This is a genomic window from Microbacterium sp. KUDC0406 (assembly GCF_021582875.1).
Taxonomy (GTDB): domain Bacteria; phylum Actinomycetota; class Actinomycetes; order Actinomycetales; family Microbacteriaceae; genus Microbacterium.
Genome location: NZ_CP091138.1, coordinates 3528565 through 3546242 on the forward strand (window position 1 = coordinate 3528565; position 17678 = coordinate 3546242).

Sequence of the window (17678 nt, forward strand, 5' to 3'; positions counted from 1 at the left end):
TTGAATGGAACACATCCCGTTGCTAACCTCCTGATCTAGACGCCCCGTTCAGCCGGGCCGTTACGACGTTCGAAGGAGATCCCGTGACCAGTCCGACATCGCCGTCGAGCAGCGCTCTGCGCAGCGGATCCCGCGATGCGCTGATCGCCTTCGCCGACCGGCTGCTGGACGGTGCCGCAGCCTGGGCGTCGCCGAACTTCGCCCGCATCACCCCGCCCGGAGACGCCGGCGGATACGGCACCGCCGTCGACGGGCTCGAGGGGTTCGCACGCACCTTCCTGCTCGCGGGATTCCGGATCGCCGGCGCACGCGGTGAAGGCGTCGACCATCTCATCCGTGACTACTCCCGGGGCATCGTGGCCGGCGTCGACCCCGAGGCCGAGGACCGCTGGGTGCGTCTCGACGAGCACCCGCAGGCCAAGGTCGAAGCGGCATCCATCGCCGTGATCCTCGATCTGACCCGTCCCTGGATCTGGGACGGCCTCGACGCCGTGACGCAGCGTCGCGTCATCGACTACCTCGCCCCGGCCGTCGGCGACGAGACCTATCCGCGCAACAACTGGCTGTGGTTCCGCATCGTCGTGCAGACCTTCCTGCGCTCGGTCGGCGGTCCGTGGAGCGCCGATGACATCGCCGCCGACCTCGCCCTGCACGAGTCGTTCGTGCGATCGGACGGCTGGCTGTCGGACGGCGACGACCGCGGATACGACCACTACGTCGGGTGGGCACTGCATCTGTATCCCGTGCTGTGGTCGCGGATGCAGGGGGCCGACGAGCTCGGCGCGACCGAGCGCATCGGCGGCGACGTCGCCGCGCTCGACCGCTATCTGCAGGACGCCGTGCACCTGGTCGGCGGGGGCGGCGCACCGCTCTTCGAGGGCCGCAGCCTGATCTACCGCTTCGCCGCCGCCGCGCCGTTCTGGGCCGGCGTGATCGCGGGTGTGCCGTCCACCCGCGCCGGAACGCTGCGCGACACCGCGATGGCCATCGCCGCGCACTTCGAGGAGCACGGCAGCCCCGACGACGACGACCTGCTGACGATGGGCTGGTTCGGTCCCTGGCGCCGCCTGGCCCAGAACTACTCGGGGCCATCATCGCCGTACTGGGCGTCGAAGGGCCTCCTCGGCGTGGCGCTGCCCGCCGACCACCCGGTGTGGTCCGAGTCCGCCCGGCCGCTCCCGGCGACCGTCGCCGACGACCTGCGGGTCGTCGACGCCGCGGGCTGGATCGTCTCCGGAACAGCGGACGACGGGATCGTGCGCGTGATCAACCACGGCACCGACCACGCATCGCCCGGATCGGTGGTGGGCGACTCCCCGCTGTACGCCAGGCTCGGGTACTCCACCGTCACCGCGCCGCTGCACGACGGTCGTGCGTGGTCAGAGCCGCTCGAGCAGTCCGTCGTGCTGGTCGACGCCACCGGCCGCGGCACTCATCGCGCCGGGATGGAGCTGCTCGCCGCTCGGACCGACGGCGAGACCGCGCTCGCCGGATCCGTCGCCCGCGCGCACTGGATCGCCCCGGACGCCGTCCAGGTGCGGCACGGATCGGGCATCACGGGTGAGGTCGTCGTCGCCGGCGGACTCACCACCTGGTCGATCGTCCGCGGCGCCTGGGAGATCCGCATCGCGACCGTGCATGATCTCGAGTCCGGCGCCGATGCCCTCGAGCTGCGCGTCGGCGGATGGGCCGTCGCGGCCGACGTCGTCGACGGGTCCACCGCGGATGCCCGATCCTGGGCGTCCGCCGACGGTGTCGCGAGCACGCTCGTCGCGCTCTCGGCCGACGGCGTCCCCGACCTCGTGCGGCGCGACGGCGCGAGCCCGCTCGGCGCGCAGGCGCTGGTCCCGGTCCTGCGCTTCCCCGTCCGCGTCGGAGAACCCGTCATCACCGCGGTCCACCTCGCGGCCTCGGTCGCGGCATCCGCTCCGGACGTCGTGCTCGACGCGGATCATGCGACCGTCACGTGGCCCGACGGCGCGCGCAGCGCGCACTCCCTCACCGCCGGCATCCGCCGGCTGACACCGGCGCCACGCCGACATCCCGAACCTCGACCCGAACACCGAACACCTCGCGGAACATCCGCCATCGCAAAGGAGCACCACAGCATGAACCGCAAGATCCTCGCCACCGGCAGCATCGCCGCTGCCGCGGCACTCGCCCTCAGCGGCTGCAGCGGGACGTCGGACACCCCCGACGAGCCGTCCGGCCCGGTCACCCTGAATCTGTCGGCATGGAGCATCGACACGACGCCCGAGTTCCAGGCACTCGCCGACGCGTTCCACGAGAAGAACCCCGACATCACGATCAAGCTCAAGGAGTACGACGCGGCCGAGTACAACACGCTGGTCACCGCCGACCTCGCTGCCGGCTCCGGCCCCGACATCATCACGCAGAAGGAGGTCAAGTTCCTGACCACCTTCCAGGAGGGCGGGCAGCTGCTCGACGTCTCCGACGTGAAGCTGCCCGACGGCATCGGCGGCGCCGACTCGTACAAGGTCGACGGCACGGCCTACGCGGTGCCCTACCGCCAGGACTCGTGGGTGCTGTACTACAACAAGGCGCTGTTCGACGCCGCCGGCGTCGACTACCCCGACGGCAGCTGGACCTGGGACGACTATGCCGACGCCGCGGTCAAGCTGACCAAGGGCGATGCCAAGGGCACCTACATGCATCGCTGGCAGTCGGTCGTACAGGGCTTCGCCAACGCGCAGGACGACGTCAGCGCCCTCGACGGCGACTACGAGCACATGAAGCCGTACTACGAGAGCGCGCTGAAGCTGCAGGACGACGGGGCCCAGGTCGACTTCAACACCTCCAGCGCCAACCAGCTCACCTACCAGGGCGAGTTCGGCAAGCAGAAGGCCGCCATGATGCCGATGGGCACCTGGTTCACCGCGACGCTGATCGCCCAGCAGGCCTCCGGTGAGGCGGACGACTTCGAGTGGGGCATCGCCCCCGCGCCGCAGAAGGATGCCTCGACCGCCGGCACCGACAACACCCCGGTGACCTTCGGAGACCCGACCGGCTTCGGCGTCAACGCCGCGCTCGACGGTGACGAGGCGGCCGCCGCGAAGAAGTTCCTCGGATTCGCCGCCAGCGCGGATGCCGCGAAGGTGCTGGCCGCCATCGGCATCACGCCGGCGCTGATCGACGACTCCATCATCGACACCTACTTCGGTGTCGAAGGCGCCCGACCGACGATCTCTCGAAGTTCGCCTGGTCGACGCACAAGGTCCTCGCCGAGAACCCGACCTCTCCCAAGACCGCCGCGATCCAGGGCATCCTGGGCGACATGCACACCGCGATCATGTCCGGCTCGACCGACGTGGACAAGGCCATCGAGGAGGCGCAGGACCGCGTCGCCAACGAGGTCGGCTGACCGCGGCATCCGACTCGGGGCCGGTCCGTCCGGGCCGGCCCCGCACCACGGCCCCGCACTACCCGAAAGAGTCATCATGACCGCCACAGTCACGCCGGATGCCGGCCAGGCCGCGGGTCCGAGGCGCCGCTCGGCTCTGCGCCGCCGCAACACCCTGATCGGCTGGACGTTCATCCTGCCGAACTTCGCCGGTTTCGCGGCATTCACCCTGATCCCGGTGATCGTGCTGTTCTACATGGCGTTCACGAGCTGGAACATCTTCGGCAAGGCCGACTGGGTGGGCTTCGCGAACTTCCAGCGGCTGTTCGGCGACGGCAGCTTCCGGATCGCGTTCTGGAACACCATCTACTACTCGGCGATGCACATCCCGCTCACCATCGTCGTCTCGCTGGGTCTTGCCCTGTTGCTGAACAACAAGCTCCGCGGGGTGGCCTTCTTCCGCACTGCGGCGTTCTTCCCCTACATCACCTCCATCGTCGCGATCGCGGTGGTGTGGAACCTGCTCTTCAGCCCCGACTACGGTCCGATCAACGCCGTCCTGCGCGCGATCGGCGTCGACAACCCGCCCGGGTGGCTCACCTCGAAGGAGTGGGCGATGCCCGCCGTCGTGATCGTCAGCACCTGGCGGGACATGGGCTACTACATGATCCTGTTCCTGGCGGGCCTGCAGACCGTGCCGCGCGAGCTGCACGAGGCCGCCAGGATGGACGGCGCGAACACCTGGCAGCGCTTCACCAACGTGACCCTGCCGAGCCTGCGTCCCACGATGTTCTTCGTCACCGTCATGCTGACCATCAACTCGCTGAAGATCTTCGACCTGATCCTGGTCATGACCAACGGAGGCCCTGGCCAGGCGACTCTGGTGCTCTCGCAGTTCATCTACCGCAAGGGCTTCGGTGAGAACCAGTTCGGATACGCCTCTGCGGCGGCGGTCGTGCTGTTCTTCATCTGCATCCTGGTCACGATCGTGCAGTTCCTCTGGAACAAGAGGAGGAGCGCCTGATGACCGAGACCCAGCTCATGGTGACCGGGCAGCGCCGGCTGCGCCGGCTGTCCGACCCCGCGCCCGTCCCGTCCCGCCGCGCCGGGGAGCCGACCACCCGCCGCCGGATCGGCCGGCTCTTCGGATACGTCGCCCTCATCGTGTTCGCGATCGGCCTGCTGATGCCGTTCGCGTGGATGGTGCTCAGCTCGCTGAAGAACGCCAACGAGGTCTTCTCCGTGCCGGTGGTGTGGTGGCCCGAGACCTTCGTCTGGCAGAACTACGTCGACATCTGGTCGAAGTCCGACATGCTCACCTGGATCCGCAACACCCTGCTGCTGTCGGTCGTGGTGACCTTCCTGCAGGTGCTCACCGGATCGTTCGCCGCCTACGGCTTCGCCCGGATGCGCTTCCGCGGTCGCGACATCCTGTTCCTCGCCTACATCGGCACCATCGCGGTGCCGTGGCAGTCGTACATGATCCCGCAGTTCATCCTGCTGTCGAACCTGAAGGTGTCGAACACGCTGTGGGCGATCATCCTGATCCAGGCGTTCGGAGCGTTCGGGGTGTTCCTGATGAAGCAGTACTACGAGACGATCCCGGAGGAGCTCAGCGAGGCGGCCCGCCTGGACGGGCTCAGCGAGTACGGCATCTGGCGGCGCATCATGATCCCCCTGTCGGTGCCCGCGATCGCGAGCCTGACCCTGCTGACGTTCGTGAACACCTGGAACGACTACCTCGGTCCGCTCATCTACCTGCGCGACCCGAACCTGTGGACGATCCAGCTCGGTCTGAAGAGCTTCGTCTCGAACCTCTTCGACACCAACTACGCCCTGCTCTTCGCCGGACTGACGATCTCGGTCATCCCGATCGCGATCATCTTCCTGCTCGGCCAGAAGTACTTCGTCGAGGGCATTGCGACCAGCGGCATGAAGGGATGACGGCATGAGGAGGGTCGCGCACGACACCTGGGCGTCCATCCTCGGGGTGCTCTACCTCGGGCTGATGGTCAACCTGCTCGTGCTCATCGCCGCCCTGCCGCTGGTCGTGCTGCTGATGACCACCGACCCGGTGCACTCCTGGCCGCTGATGGCCGCGGCTGCGCCGCTGGCGGCCCCGGCGCTGACCGCCGCGTTCGGTGCGTTCCGCGCGCACGACGAGGGCGAGACGCACGTGGTCCGCGCGTTCTGGCGGGCCTGGCGGGCCACCGTGCGGCCGGCGCTGCTGATCGGTGCGATCGTGGTCGCCGTGGCGGTCGTGCTGCTGGTCGACGTGCGGATGCTGGCGGACACGGATGCCGCCGTGGTGGTCGTGCCGCTGCTCCTGCTGCTCGTCGCGCTCGCGGCGATCAGCGGGCTGCTCGGTCTCGCCGCGGTCGCCGAGGTGCCGGATGCCCGGCTGCGCGACGTGCTGCGCGCGTCGGTGGTCCTGGGGGTGCGGCGCTGGTACCTCCAGCTGCTGTCGTTCGCCGTGCTGGGCGTGCAGTTCGGCGTGTTCACCACCATGCCGGCCATCGCGATCGGCATCACTGCGGCGCCGGCGCTGTACGTCGTGTGGGCCAACAGTCGGCACTGCCTGCGTCCGGTGCTCGATCTCGACGAGGAGCCGGCGACCGTCCCTGCTCGTTGAGCGTGGGAGCCTGCGACCGAGACGGAACGCCCTCCCTGCCGGGTCGTTGAGCCCGCCGGGTCGTTGAGCGGAGCGACGAAGGAGCGAAGACGAAACGCAGAAGACGAAACGCCTCAAGGTCGGCAGGGGCGTTTCGTCTCGCTTCGTCGGCGCCCCGAAGGGCTCAGGCGCTGCGGACCAGGTCGACGGCGCGCACCGGATCGCGCGGCGGCTCACCGGTGACGTACGCCTGCAGCTCATCGAGGGCCGCGTCGGTGAGCCGGCGGGTCTCGGTGCCGAGCGAGCCGGCCAGATGCGGCGTGATCGCCACGTTCGGCAGACCGCGCAGCCCGGATTCGGCAGGGAGCGGTTCGGGGTCGGTCACGTCGAGGATCGCGTCCAGACGCCCCGTGCGGCACTCGGCGAGGAGGGCGTCATGGTCGAGGATCGCCCCGCGGGCGGTGTTGATGACGGTGGCGCCGTCCGGCAGCTTCGCGAGCTGCTCCGCGGCGATCATGCGGAAGGTCGAGGGCAGGTCCGGTGCGTGCAGCGAGAGCACGTCCGCCTGCGGCAGCAGCTCGTCGAGCGGTACGAGCCGGGCGCCGGCTGCCGCGACGGCCTCGGCATCGGCGAACGGGTCGGCGACGAGCACGCGGACCCCCTCGAGCGAGCGGAGCAGATCGACGACCCGGCGGCCGATGCGCGAGTAGCCCACGACGCCGACGGTGCGGTCGAGGTTGCCGATCGATCGCCGCTGCAGCTGGCCGCCCCAGCCGGTGCCGTCCGGATCGGGTGCGCACAGGCCGGGCAGCACGCGCTTGCCCGCGAAGATCACGGCCGCGAGTGTGAATTCCGCGACGGGCACGGCGTTCGCCTCGGCTGCGGTGGTGATGAGGATGCCGCGATCCCAGAACTCCTCCGAGACGTGGTGGCGCACGCTGCCGGCGGCGTGGAACACGGCGCGCAGGCGGGGCAGACGCTGCAGCAGCGCGGCGTCGAAGCGCGGCGCGCCCCACGACGTGATGAGCACCTCGGCGTCGTCGAGCTCGGCGCTCAGCGCGGGGTCGGAGAGGTCAGCGATGTGCATCGGCGACCGAACGTCCGCCAGGGCGGCGAAGCGCTCGCGCCGGCTGTCGTCGAACAGCAGCTCGAAGGCCTCGTTGCTCATGACCGCGTGTGCCCGGGGCCGAGTTGTGGCCATGTGTTTCTCTCCATCGAGTGGCGTAGGAAGCCGCTTGCGTAGTGCGGTCATCTCAGTGAAGACTGAATCTCGAACATTTGCAACCAGTTCGAACGCGTTAGTGCCCAATCGAACATTCCTGAACATTCCGGGAGACGCATGCTGATCCGACGCGGGACTCTGCGCGAACTGTGGCGCCGACACGGTCGTCCGCACGGACGGCCGCGCCTGGCCGCGGCATCCGATCGTGAGTTCTGGCAGGGCGCGGATGCCGGCATCCGCGCGACGATCCTGGGCGAGTCCGACCGGATGCGGGCGGACGCCTGGCCGCAGCCGCTGCTGTCGCAGTGGGCGGCCTATGTCCGCACCGGAGACAGAGCCGCGTACGAGGCGGCGAACTTCACGCGCAATCGCCGCGTGCGCCTCGCCGTGCTCGCCGCCGCACTCGACGCGACCCCGAAGCGTCTCTCCGAGGCGGCGGATGGACTGTGGTTCAAGGCGGAACAGACCACCTGGTGCTGGCCCGCGCACGACGACGCGTTCGCGCGCGGACTGATGGTGCCCGACACGGCGCGCCCCTGCGTCGATCTCGGCGCCGGCGAGGATGCCGCGCTCATCGCCTGGTCGGTACTGGTGCTGGGGGAGCGGCTGGACGAGTTCTCGCCCGGACTGCGCGATCGTCTCGCGGCGGAGGTGCGCACGCGTGTGCTGGAGCCGTTCGTCGTCCGCCGCGACTGGCCGTGGGAGGGCACCGAGGAGCACGTCCACAACTGGGCCCCCTGGATCCACAGCAACCTGCTGCCCGCCGCCGTCGCCTTCGCCGATGACGAGCTCCGCGCGCAGGTCTTCGCGCTGTGCGTGGACGGCCTGGACCGGTACCTCGCACAGCTGCCCGCGGACGGGGCGATCGACGAGGGCTTCGGATACTGGTGGCAGGGAGCCGCACGCGCCTTCGACGCGCTGGCGCTGCTCGACGACCTCAGCGACGGCGCCATCCGTCGTGCGCTGCCGTCGCAGCTCGGCGGGCTCGCCGAACTCGCCCGGTTCCCGCAGCGGATGCGGCTCGGTCACGGCTGGTTCGCGAGCTTCTCCGATGCCGAGGCGCGTGCCGACGCGGGCGTCGCCTGGCACGCGCTCTTCCGCGCGGCCCGGCTGTGCGGGCTGGACGACGTGGCGGCGTTCGCCGCCGCCGAGCGCTCCGGGCCGCTGTGCGGCCTCGATGACGGCGTGCACGCCGGACTGGGGCGCATGCTCGCGGAGCTCGCAGACCGGGAATGGGCCGCCGCCGCGACCGTCTCCTTGGCTGCTGAGCCTGTCTCCTGGGTCGCTGAGCCTGTCTCCTGGGCCGCTGAGCCTGTCTCTGGGGTCGCTGAGCCTGTCGAAGCGCCGGAACCGGGGTCCCTCGACGGGCTCGGGACCCCGCATGCGTCGGAGCCGGTGCTGCTGAGCTCAATCGGTCTCGGGATCCGCTCCTCCGAGGGGATCACCGTCGTCGCCAAGGGCGGACACAACGGCGAGAACCACAACCACAACGACCTCGGCTCCATCGCGGTCGCCGTCGGCGGCATCCCGCTGCTGCCCGATCTGGGTCGGGCGGAGTACACCGCGCAGACGTTCTCCGATCGCCGGTGGGAGCTGTGGAACGTGCGCAGCGACTGGCACTCCGCGCCGATGCCGCGCGGGGCGCGTCAGCTGCCCGGCGCGCAGTGGCGGGCCGAGCTGACCGCGATCGAGGCCGGCTGGACGATCGAACTCGCCGACGCTTATCCGGAAGCGGACCCCTGGAAGCGCACCGTCGTGCTGGCTGACGGGATGCTCCGCGTTGTGGACGAGGGCGCGGCGGTCGCGGACCCCGCGACCCGCATCGTGGTCGTCTGCACCGGCGTGCCGGCATCCGTCGAAGGAGGCCTGCTCGTGCCGGGCAGGGAAGGGTCGCCGGACCTGCTGCTGACGCACGACACGGCAGGCGTCGAGATCGAGACCGTCGAGGTGGTCGATCCGCACCTGCGCACATCCTGGGGCGACACGGTGTCGCGCATCCTGTTCGCTCCCGAGTGCGGGAGCCGGTGGGAGATGAGAGGGGAGATCCGATGACCGATGACGCATCGAAGCCCGTGTTCGGCATAGCCCGGCGCGAGCGGATCATGGATGAGCTGCGCGTTTCCGGAGCGGTGCGCGTGGCCGACCTGGCCCGTGAGTTCGACGTGTCCGAGCTGACCATCCGGCGCGACATCGGCGAGCTCGCCGATCGCGGACTGGTCACCCGTGTGCACGGCGGCGCGACTTTGCGCAGCCGCCTGGACACGACTGTGACCCCGCGCGCCGCGCTCGACGCGCCCCGGTATCGCGTGGGCATGATCGTTCCGTCGCTGAGCTACTACTGGCCCCAGGTCGTCATCGGCGCGCGCGCCGCCGCGACCGAGCTCGGGGTGCAGCTGGTGCTGCGCGGGGCGAGCTACGAGGCCGCGGATCAGCGCCGCCAGATCGCCTCACTGATCGACTCCGGAGGGTTCCACGGCCTCATCGTCGCGCCCGAGAACCAGGGGCCGGACGGGTACGCGCTGCTGAACTGGCTGGAGAGCCTGCCGATCCCCGTCGTGCTCGCCGAGCGGCGCGCTCCCACCTCGCTGGCGCTGACCAGCCTGGAATGGGTGACCACCGATCACGTCTTCGGCGGTGCTCTCGCGGCATCGCACCTGGCATCCCTCGGGCATCGGAGGGTGGGCATCCTGACGTCGCGCCAGTCCCCGACGTCGTGGCAGCTGCGCCGGGGCTGGGCGAGGGCGGTCGAGGAGCTCGGGCTCGAATCCGTGATCGATCTGGATGCGTCGCTGGACTACATGGAGGGTCCCGAGCGCGCCCGCTTCGCCGACGACCTGATCGAGCAGGTGAAGACCACGGGCGTCACGGGCATGATGATCCACTCCGACCCGCAGGCACTGCTCGTCGAGCAGCACCTGATCGACAGCGGACTGTCGGTGCCGGACGACCTGTCGATCATCGCCTACGACGACGAGGTCGCCGAGAACGCCTCGCCGCCGATCACGGCGCTGGCCCCGCCGAAACCCCACGTCGGACGCCGCGCTGTCGAGGTGATGCTCGCCCGCCTCACCGAGGGGCCGGAACGGCCGGTGGAGCGGGTGCAGGTGGTGCCGGTGCTGCACGAGAGGGAGTCGACGGCGCCCCTGCAGCGCTGAGTCGGAGATGGTTGACGTGTGGCAATAGTTGAGGAAGCGCAACTATTGGTGTATCGTTGACGAAGATCAACTTTCTATGCAGGAGAATCCCCTTTGAACTCCACTACACACTCCACGGCCGAGAAGCGCTCGGCCCGCGAGATCTTCACCGCGATCTCCGGCCTCATCGTCGGAATGTTCGTGGCCGTGCTCTCGGGCACGGTCGTGTCGACCTCGCTTCCCGTCATCGTCGCCGACCTCGGCGGCACGCAGGCCCAGTACACCTGGGTCATCACCGCGAGCCTGCTCGCCACCGCGATCTCCACGCCGATCTGGGGCAAGCTCTCCGATCTGCTCGATCGCAAGGTGCTCGTGCAGCTGTCGCTCGTCCTGTTCACGGTCGGAACCGTGATCGCGGGCTTCTCGCAGGACATCAACATGCTCATCGCGATGCGCGTGGTGCAGGGTCTCGGCGTCGGCGGCCTGATGTCGCTGGTGATGGTCGCGGTCGCGCTGATCATCTCTCCCCGTGAACGAGGCAAGTACATGGGCGTCGTCGGCGGCATCATGGCCTTCGCGACCATCGGCGGTCCGCTGCTCGGCGGCTTCCTCACCGACGTGTGGGGCTGGCGCTCCAACTTCTGGATCGGCGTGCCGTTCGCGATCGTCGCCCTGATCCTGCTGCAGTTCACGCTGCACCTGCCCAAGCCGCAGGCCAAGAAGGTCTCCATCGACTACTTCGGCGTCGTGCTTCTCGCGGTCGGCGTCGCCGGCCTGCTGATCTGGGTCTCCATGGGCGGCCAGCAGTTCGACTGGGGCTCGATGACCAGCTACGTCCTCGCCATCGGCTCCGCAGTGGTGCTCGTCGCGTTCGTGATCGTCGAGTTCTTCGTCAAGGAGCCGATCGTTCCGATGACGCTGTTCCGCAACCGCACCTTCACGCTGTCGGTCCTGGCGTCGATCGCGATCGGCGTCTCGATGTTCGCCACCTCGGTGTTCCTCGCGCAGTACTTCCAGCTGGCGCGTGGCGCCACGCCGACCGAGTCGGGTCTGATGACGATCCCGATGATCGTCGGCCAGATGGGCGCGTCGATCATCATCGGCCAGCTGGTCAGCCGGTTCGGCAAGTGGAAGGGCTGGATGATGCTGGGCTCGGTGCTCGCCCTCGTCGGCGTGTACCTGATGTCCACGCTGAAGTACGACACCCCTTACGCCCTCGTCGCGGTCTTCATGTTCGTGCTCGGCGCGGGCCTCGGCATGGTCATGCAGAACCTGACCCTGATCGTGCAGAACGACACCCCGCCGCAGCAGCTCGGCGCCGCCTCGTCGGGCGTGAACTTCTTCCGCACGATCGCCGGCACCATTGGCGTGACCATCATGGGCTCGGTGCTGGCCACCAACGTCACCGCGTACATCAAGGACGGCTTCGCCGGCTTCACGCCCACCTCTCCGGAGGAGCTCGAGGCGTTGAAGGCGCTCGGCTCGGGTGATGTGCCGAAGATGTCGTCGCTGCCGGAATCGATCCGCAACATCGTCGAGTCGGCCTACGGCAGCGGCATCGCGGATGCGTTCTTCCTGGCCGTCCCGCTGGCCGTGCTCGGCATCATCGCGATCGCGTTCATCAAGAACAAGCCGCTGTCGACCAAGAACGCCGCCGAGGAGCTGCGTGACCGGGCGGAGGAGTCGGCGATCGAGGTCGCGGATGCCGAGGTCGGGGCGTACACCCCCACGGGCAGCATCCGCACGGTCTCCGCGCAGGACGCGGCGCCGTCGACGGGTTCCGTGGCCGTCCTCGAGCGCGAGGACGAGGAGCGGGGCCGCTGACATGGCCGCCACCGGCACGGCGGCCGCGGCCGACGTCGACGAGGCACTCGCGGAGTTCCAGGGTCAGCTGAACCTGATGTTCGCGAAGGCCCGCACGCTGTGGAAGGAGTCTGCGGCTCGAGTGCATCCCGAGCTGCAGCCCTCCGGCTACAAGCTGCTGACATTCGTCGCCCGCTCGGAAGGCACGAATGCGCATCAGCTCGCGGAGTGCTTCGAGATGGACAAGTCGGTCGTCAGCCGTCAGGTGCGGATGCTGGAGGACCTGGGTCTTCTGGAGTCGCGCCCCGACGAGCACGACGGCCGGCTGCGGGTGCTGACGGCGACCGCTGAGGCTTCGGCGGCGCTCGCCGCCGTCCGTGCCGATCACGCCGAGCGAATGCGTGCGGCGATGATCGAGCTGGAGCCCGGCGAGATCGAGGTGGCCTCGAAGGTGTTCCGCGTCCTCGCGGAGGCGTGACCTCGGCACCTTCGAGACCGCAAGCCCGCGCCGAGACCTGGGTGTTCCACCCACGTCTCGGCGCGGGCTTGCAGGTTCACGGGCGGCAGGGTTCCGTCGCGTCCGGCAAATAGACTGGGCGGCATGAGCCTCCCCTCCGATGCGCCAGACGAGCGACCCGAGCTCGACCAGGCCGTCGCCCGCGTCGAGCATGAGCTCGGCCGCCTGTTCGCACGCATCCGGGTGGGCTGGCGCGAGGCCGCAGCGACCGTGCATCCCGATCTGCCGCCGCTGGGCTACCAGGTGCTCACCTCGATCGCGAGCGGCAAGGCGAACACGGCGAGTGCGCTCGTCGAGCGGCTGCAGACCGACAAGTCCGGTGTGAGCCGGCTGGTGCGGCAGCTCGAGGAGCTGGGACTGGTCGAGAGCGTGCGCGATCCGGACGACGGCCGTGCCCGACTGCTCGTGGCGACCGACCTCGCCAGGGACCGCATCGCGATCGCGCGCGCGAAGTACGAGGGCCGGCTCGGCGAGCGGCTGCGCGGCTGGTCCGCCGCGGACCTCGATCACTTCGCAGAGCTGCTCGACGCCCTGGGGCGCTGACCGCACGGCGGTCGGCTGTCGTCCGGACGCCGACCGGTCAGCGCCGAAGCAGCTCCGTGACGCCGACGAGGTAGCGCTCCTCGTCGAAGTCGTCGAACATCGTGCGCTGCAGGGCGAACCCGGGGATGAGCGCGAGCACGACCGGTGTCACGTCGCGTGCCCATGCCGCCGGGTCGGCGCCCTCCGGCAGCCGCTCAGGATGCTGCTCAGCCCACGGCTCGAGGGTGGTCGCGATGGTGTCGCGCATGCCGCCGATGGTCTCCTGGATGAGTCCGCGCAGCTCGGCGTCGACCGTCGCCTCCGACCAGACCTGCACGAGCGCCTGTACGGGGGCGTGCTTGCGCACGCCGTCGATGAGCAGCTTCGCGATCTCGGCGGGTCCGACAGGATGCTCGGATGCCGCGACCGCGAGCTCGGTCTGCCGGTCGCCGATGACGAGCACCGCGACGCCGCGGATGAGTTCGCGCTTGCTGGGGAAGTAGCTGTAGATCGCACCGGTCGACAGCCCCGATTCGGTGATGATGTCCGCCATCGACGTCTGCTGATAACCGGTGCGGACGAAGCACCGCAGCGCCGCTTCGAGGATCGTCCGGCGTCGTTCCTCGCGCCTGCTCTCGCTGATCTTCGGCATCCGCACCCTCCGTTGACAAGCCTAAAGCAGGAGGCGCATCATATAAAGAACGAACATTCGTTTTAGGAGGAATCATGTCCACGGCATCCGCCCCGGCGCGCACTCCCTGGCTGCGCGCGATCGCCCTCGGAGTCGGGCTCTCGCTGATCGTCGGCGGCATTCTGCTCGCGTTCGCCTGGCCGTCGCTGACGGCCTCGGCCGAGGATCTGCCTGTCGGCATCGTCGGGCCGGATGCCTCGGTCGCGCAGGTCGAGGAGGCTGTCGACGAGAAGGCCGACGGAGCCGTCGAGCTGATCAGGTACGACGATCGCGACGCGGCCGTCACCGCGATCGAGCACCGCGAGGCCTATGGGGAGATCGTGCTCGGCGACGCACCCACGGATGCGCCCGAAGTGCTCAAGGCCACAGCCGCGAGCACGCAGGTCGCCGGTGTCCTCGACGGTCTGGCCGCACAGCTGCAGAAGCAGATCGACGCGCAGATCCGCATCCAGGTCGAGCAGGGTGTGCAGCAGCTGCAGGCCACGATGGGGGCGGCTCTGCAGGCGGCGATGGCGGGTCAGCGACCACAGCTGCCGCAGACGCCCGAGACCTTCGAGATCCCGACCGTGACCGTCGTCGTGACCGACCTCGCGCCGTACTCGGACGCGGATCCGCAGGGTGTCGGCCTCACCGTCTCGATCTTCCCGCTCGTCATCGGAGGCGTGCTCGGCGGAGTCCTGCTCTCGCTCACGGTCACCGGAGTGTGGCGGAGGCTCGTCGGCGTGCTGGTGTACTCGGCATCTGCGGGGCTCGTGCTCACCGGCATCCTGCAGACTTGGGTCGGCGCACTGCAGGCGGACTTCTGGGCGGATGCCGCGGCCATCGCGCTCACGATCGCTGCGATCGCGTCGACCGTGACCGCGCTCTCGGGGCTGTTCGGCCGCCCGGGCGTCGCCGTCGGAGCGGTGTCGATGATCCTGTTCGCGAATCCGCTGTCGGCGGCGAACGTGCCGGTCGAGTTCCTGCTCGAGCCGTGGGGCACGATCGGGCAGTGGATGCCGCCGGGCGCCGGGGCGACACTGCTGCGCGAGCTGTCGTACTTCCCCGACGCGGATGTCTCGCAGCAGTGGCTGCTGCTCGGCGGGTGGGCGCTGGGCGGGCTCGTGCTCACGGCCCTCGATCCGGCCGGTCGCCGCGCGGCGCGCACAGCCGCGGCCGCTGGGCCTGAGCCGGCATCCGCCCCGGTCGCTCCGCCGGCGGTTCCGGCGTCCGTCTGACGCCTGCTTCTTCTGCTCCGGTCTCACTCGCTGCGGGTTCTTCGTCCGAACACCCGCAACGAGTGAGACCGGAGCGGGAGGCGGACTGAGACGCCGAGGCTTGCGCTCACGCCGCGAACCTGGTTTCATATGGGAAAGCGCTTACCCAGTCATTCCGACGCAGCGCACGACTTCCACTGAAGGCAGGACGGACACATGGCGACTCGCGAGATCGGCATCATCATGAACGGCGTCTCCGGACGCATGGGCTACCGGCAGCACCTGGTGCGCTCGATCCTCGCGATCCGCGACCAGGGCGGCATCGAGCTCTCGGACGGCACCCGTGTCACGGTCAAGCCGATCCTCGTCGGCCGCAGCGAGGCCAAGCTCGCCGAGCTCGCCGCGAAGCACGGCATCGACGACTACACCACCGACCTCGATGCGGCCCTCGCCGATCCGCAGTGGGAGATCTACGCGGACTTCCTCGTCACCAAGGCGCGCGCCACCGCCATCCGCAAGGCGATTGCCGCAGGCAAGGCGATCTACACCGAGAAGCCGACCGCCGAGTCGCTCGACGAGGCCGTCGAGCTGGCGCGCCTCGCTGACGAGGCCGGCGTGAAGACCGGTGTCGTGCACGACAAGCTCTACCTGCCCGGCCTTCAGAAGCTGAAGCGCCTGATCGACTCCGGCTTCTTCGGCCGCATCCTCTCGGTGCGCGGCGAGTTCGGCTACTGGGTCTTCGAGGGCGACTGGCAGCCCGCGCAGCGGCCCAGCTGGAACTACCGCACCGAGGACGGCGGCGGCATCATCACCGACATGTTCCCGCACTGGAACTACGTGCTCGAGAACCTGTTCGGCGAGGTGAAGAGCGTCTACGCCCAGGCCGCCGTGCACATCGCCGACCGCTGGGACGAGAAGGGCGAGCACTACACCGCCACCGCCGAGGACGCGGCGTACGGCATCTTCGAGCTGGACGGCGGCATCGTCGCTGAGATCAACTCCTCCTGGACCGTGCGCGTGAACCGCGATGAGCTGGTCGAGTTCCAGGTCGACGGCACGCACGGCTCGGCCGTGGTCGGCCTGTTCGGCGCGAAGATCCAGCCCCGCAACGCCACCCCGAAGCCGGTGTGGAACCCCGACCTCGAGGACACCCACGACTACGACGCCGACTGGCAGAACGTGCCCACCAACGACGTGTTCCTGAACGGGTTCCGTCAGCAGTGGGAGGAGTACCTGGAGTCGTATGTGCTGGGTACCGACTACCCGTTCGACCTGATGGCCGGCGCCCGCGGCGTGCAGTTCGCCGAGGCCGGCCTCGCGTCCAGCGCCGAGGGCCGCAAGGTCGCGATCGAGAAGCTGTCGCTCTGATGAGCACGCTCCGCCTGCTTGCCGCATCCGGCGAACTGTCGGATGCCGCGCTGAACGACTCCGGCGGCTACCGGCGCCCGACCGCGCCGCTGCGCAGCCGGGTCGCCTACGCCGCCGCGCACGTGGTGCCGAAGGTGCACGCCGATAACACGCCGGGTCAGCCGGCCGACATCGACTGGGATGCCACGCTGGCGTTCCGCCGCAACGTGTACTCCTGGGGCCTCGGCGTCGCCGACGCCATGGACACCGCGCAGCGGAACATGGGTCTGGATGCCGCGGCCACGCGCGAGCTCATCGCGCGCAGCGCCGAGGTCGCGCGTGAGGAGGGCGGTTCGGTCGTCGTCGGCGTCAACACCGACCACATCGAAGAGACGCACATCTCGCTCGACCAGGTCATCGACGCCTACGTCTCGCAGCTGGAGTTCACCGAGGAGCAGGGTGCCGGCCCGGTGCTGATGGCGTCCCGCCATCTCGCGCGGGTCGCGGCATCCGCCGACGACTACCGCCGGGTGTACCGTTCGGTGCTCGAGAAGGCGACCGTCCCCGTCGTGCTGCATTGGCTCGGCACGGCGTTCGACCCCGAGTTGGCCGGCTACTTCGGCGCTGACGACTGGCAGACAGCCTCGGGCGTGCTGCTCGACATCATCGCCGAGAACCCGGACAAGATCGCGGGCGTGAAGATGAGCCTGCTGAACGCCGAGAGCGAGATCTCGGTCCGTGAGCGCCTGCCCGAGGGTGTGCGGATGTTCACCGGCGACGACTTCAACTACGTCTCGCTCATCGGTGACTCACCGGTCGTTGAGCGAGGGAGCGAAGCGACTGAGACGAAACGCGCCGACATCCGCACCCACTCCGACGCCCTCCTCGGCGCGTTCGCCGCGATCACGCCGGTCGCGTCGGCCGCGATCCAGGCGCTGGATGCCGGGGACCACGACGCCTACCAGCGTATCCTCGGCCCGACCGAGGAGCTGAGCAGGCAGGTGTTCGCCGCGCCGACGTTCTACTACAAGACCGGCGTCGCCTTCCTCGCCTGGCTGAACGGGCACCAGCCCGCGTTCCAGATGGTCGGCGGCCTGCACTCCGCGCGCAGCCTGCCGCACCTCTCGCGCATCGTCGAGCTGGCCAATGCGTCGCTCGCGCTGGAGAACCCCGAGCTGGCGCGCGAGCGCTGGCACGGCATGCTGCGACTGAACGGATTGGATGCCTGAGCCCGGCGGACGGATCTGCACTTGGCGGACGATCCGCCGGCGATC

Annotated in this window: 13 protein-coding genes; 11 read left to right on the forward strand and 2 right to left on the reverse strand. The window is 69.3% G+C overall.

Translation table 11 applies throughout. The annotated features are described in order from the left end of the window. The first annotated feature begins 83 nt into the window (after positions 1-83). Genes L2X99_RS17320 through L2X99_RS17330 form a run of 3 tightly spaced genes read left to right on the forward strand, consistent with a single transcriptional unit; the run spans position 84 to position 5993 of the window. A complete protein-coding gene (locus L2X99_RS17320; protein ID WP_236135455.1) occupies positions 84-4385 on the forward strand; it encodes an extracellular solute-binding protein in 4302 nt (1433 codons plus the stop codon). Then, positions 4385-5305, forward strand: coding sequence for a carbohydrate ABC transporter permease (locus tag L2X99_RS17325; protein ID WP_236125668.1), 921 nt, complete (start codon positions 4385-4387; stop codon positions 5303-5305). Before L2X99_RS17320 ends, L2X99_RS17325 begins: the two co-directional genes overlap by 1 nt. Positions 5306-5309: 4 nt before the next feature. Then, positions 5310-5993, forward strand: coding sequence for a DUF624 domain-containing protein (locus L2X99_RS17330; protein WP_236125667.1), 684 nt, complete (start codon positions 5310-5312; stop codon positions 5991-5993). A 163-nt stretch (positions 5994-6156) separates the two neighbouring features. Here L2X99_RS17330 and L2X99_RS17335 read toward each other — a convergent pair whose 3' ends face one another. Further along, on the reverse strand, positions 6157-7140 hold the full coding sequence (locus L2X99_RS17335; RefSeq protein ID WP_236135456.1) for a hydroxyacid dehydrogenase: 984 nt from the start codon (positions 7138-7140) through the stop codon (positions 6157-6159). A gap of 171 nt (positions 7141-7311) precedes the next feature. Between L2X99_RS17335 and L2X99_RS17340 the strand changes: the two genes are divergently transcribed. The 5 genes from L2X99_RS17340 to L2X99_RS17360 all read left to right on the forward strand — a co-directional run bounded on the left by L2X99_RS17340 (position 7312) and on the right by L2X99_RS17360 (position 13191). Next, positions 7312-9246 (forward strand): heparinase II/III family protein, encoded by a 1935-nt coding sequence (locus tag L2X99_RS17340; RefSeq protein WP_236125665.1) that lies wholly within the window; start codon positions 7312-7314, stop codon positions 9244-9246. After that, the gene (locus L2X99_RS17345) at positions 9243-10349 is read left to right on the forward strand and encodes a substrate-binding domain-containing protein (RefSeq protein ID WP_236125664.1); all 1107 of its coding nucleotides are present in this window, start codon (positions 9243-9245) and stop codon (positions 10347-10349) included. The genes L2X99_RS17340 and L2X99_RS17345 overlap by 4 nt, the downstream gene beginning before the upstream one ends. Positions 10350-10442: 93 nt before the next feature. Then, the gene (locus tag L2X99_RS17350) at positions 10443-12152 is read left to right on the forward strand and encodes an MDR family MFS transporter (protein ID WP_236125663.1); all 1710 of its coding nucleotides are present in this window, start codon (positions 10443-10445) and stop codon (positions 12150-12152) included. Position 12153: 1 nt separating this feature from the next. Further along, complete coding sequence (locus L2X99_RS17355; RefSeq protein WP_236125662.1) at positions 12154-12609, forward strand: MarR family transcriptional regulator; 456 nt, start codon at positions 12154-12156, stop codon at positions 12607-12609. A 123-nt stretch (positions 12610-12732) separates the two neighbouring features. Next, complete coding sequence (locus L2X99_RS17360; protein ID WP_236125661.1) at positions 12733-13191, forward strand: MarR family winged helix-turn-helix transcriptional regulator; 459 nt, start codon at positions 12733-12735, stop codon at positions 13189-13191. 37 nt (positions 13192-13228) lie between these two features. On the opposite strand, the gene L2X99_RS17365 is transcribed toward L2X99_RS17360, so the two are convergent. Then, a complete protein-coding gene (locus tag L2X99_RS17365) occupies positions 13229-13822 on the reverse strand; it encodes a TetR/AcrR family transcriptional regulator (RefSeq protein WP_236135457.1) in 594 nt (197 codons plus the stop codon). Between the two features lie 74 nt (positions 13823-13896). Here L2X99_RS17365 and L2X99_RS17370 point away from each other — a divergent pair, with 74 nt between their 5' ends. From L2X99_RS17370 to L2X99_RS17380, 3 genes are all read left to right on the forward strand, one after another. Beyond that, complete coding sequence (locus L2X99_RS17370) at positions 13897-15078, forward strand: hypothetical protein (RefSeq protein ID WP_236125658.1); 1182 nt, start codon at positions 13897-13899, stop codon at positions 15076-15078. 195 nt (positions 15079-15273) lie between these two features. After that, a complete protein-coding gene (locus tag L2X99_RS17375; RefSeq protein ID WP_236135458.1) occupies positions 15274-16425 on the forward strand; it encodes a Gfo/Idh/MocA family protein in 1152 nt (383 codons plus the stop codon). Continuing rightward, positions 16425-17633: a dihydrodipicolinate synthase family protein gene (locus L2X99_RS17380; RefSeq protein WP_236125657.1), complete on the forward strand. Its 1209-nt coding sequence runs from the start codon at positions 16425-16427 to the stop codon at positions 17631-17633. Before L2X99_RS17375 ends, L2X99_RS17380 begins: the two co-directional genes overlap by 1 nt. The last annotated feature ends 45 nt before the right edge of the window (positions 17634-17678 follow it).

Excerpts from the sequence above, each read along its gene's own strand:
- L2X99_RS17375 (WP_236135458.1), top strand. The coding sequence starts at position 15,274 with ATGGCGACTCGCGAGATCGGCATCATCATGAACGGCGTCTCCGGACGC.
- L2X99_RS17365 (WP_236135457.1), bottom strand. The coding sequence starts at position 13,822 with ATGCCGAAGATCAGCGAGAGCAGGCGCGAGGAACGACGCCGGACGATC.
- L2X99_RS17355 (WP_236125662.1), top strand. The coding sequence starts at position 12,154 with ATGGCCGCCACCGGCACGGCGGCCGCGGCCGACGTCGACGAGGCACTC.
- L2X99_RS17330 (WP_236125667.1), top strand. The coding sequence starts at position 5,310 with ATGAGGAGGGTCGCGCACGACACCTGGGCGTCCATCCTCGGGGTGCTC.
- L2X99_RS17370 (WP_236125658.1), top strand. The coding sequence starts at position 13,897 with ATGTCCACGGCATCCGCCCCGGCGCGCACTCCCTGGCTGCGCGCGATC.
- L2X99_RS17335 (WP_236135456.1), bottom strand. The coding sequence starts at position 7,140 with ATGAGCAACGAGGCCTTCGAGCTGCTGTTCGACGACAGCCGGCGCGAG.
- L2X99_RS17340 (WP_236125665.1), top strand. The coding sequence starts at position 7,312 with ATGCTGATCCGACGCGGGACTCTGCGCGAACTGTGGCGCCGACACGGT.
- L2X99_RS17360 (WP_236125661.1), top strand. The coding sequence starts at position 12,733 with ATGAGCCTCCCCTCCGATGCGCCAGACGAGCGACCCGAGCTCGACCAG.
- L2X99_RS17325 (WP_236125668.1), top strand. The coding sequence starts at position 4,385 with ATGACCGAGACCCAGCTCATGGTGACCGGGCAGCGCCGGCTGCGCCGG.
- L2X99_RS17380 (WP_236125657.1), top strand. The coding sequence starts at position 16,425 with ATGAGCACGCTCCGCCTGCTTGCCGCATCCGGCGAACTGTCGGATGCC.
- L2X99_RS17345 (WP_236125664.1), top strand. The coding sequence starts at position 9,243 with ATGACCGATGACGCATCGAAGCCCGTGTTCGGCATAGCCCGGCGCGAG.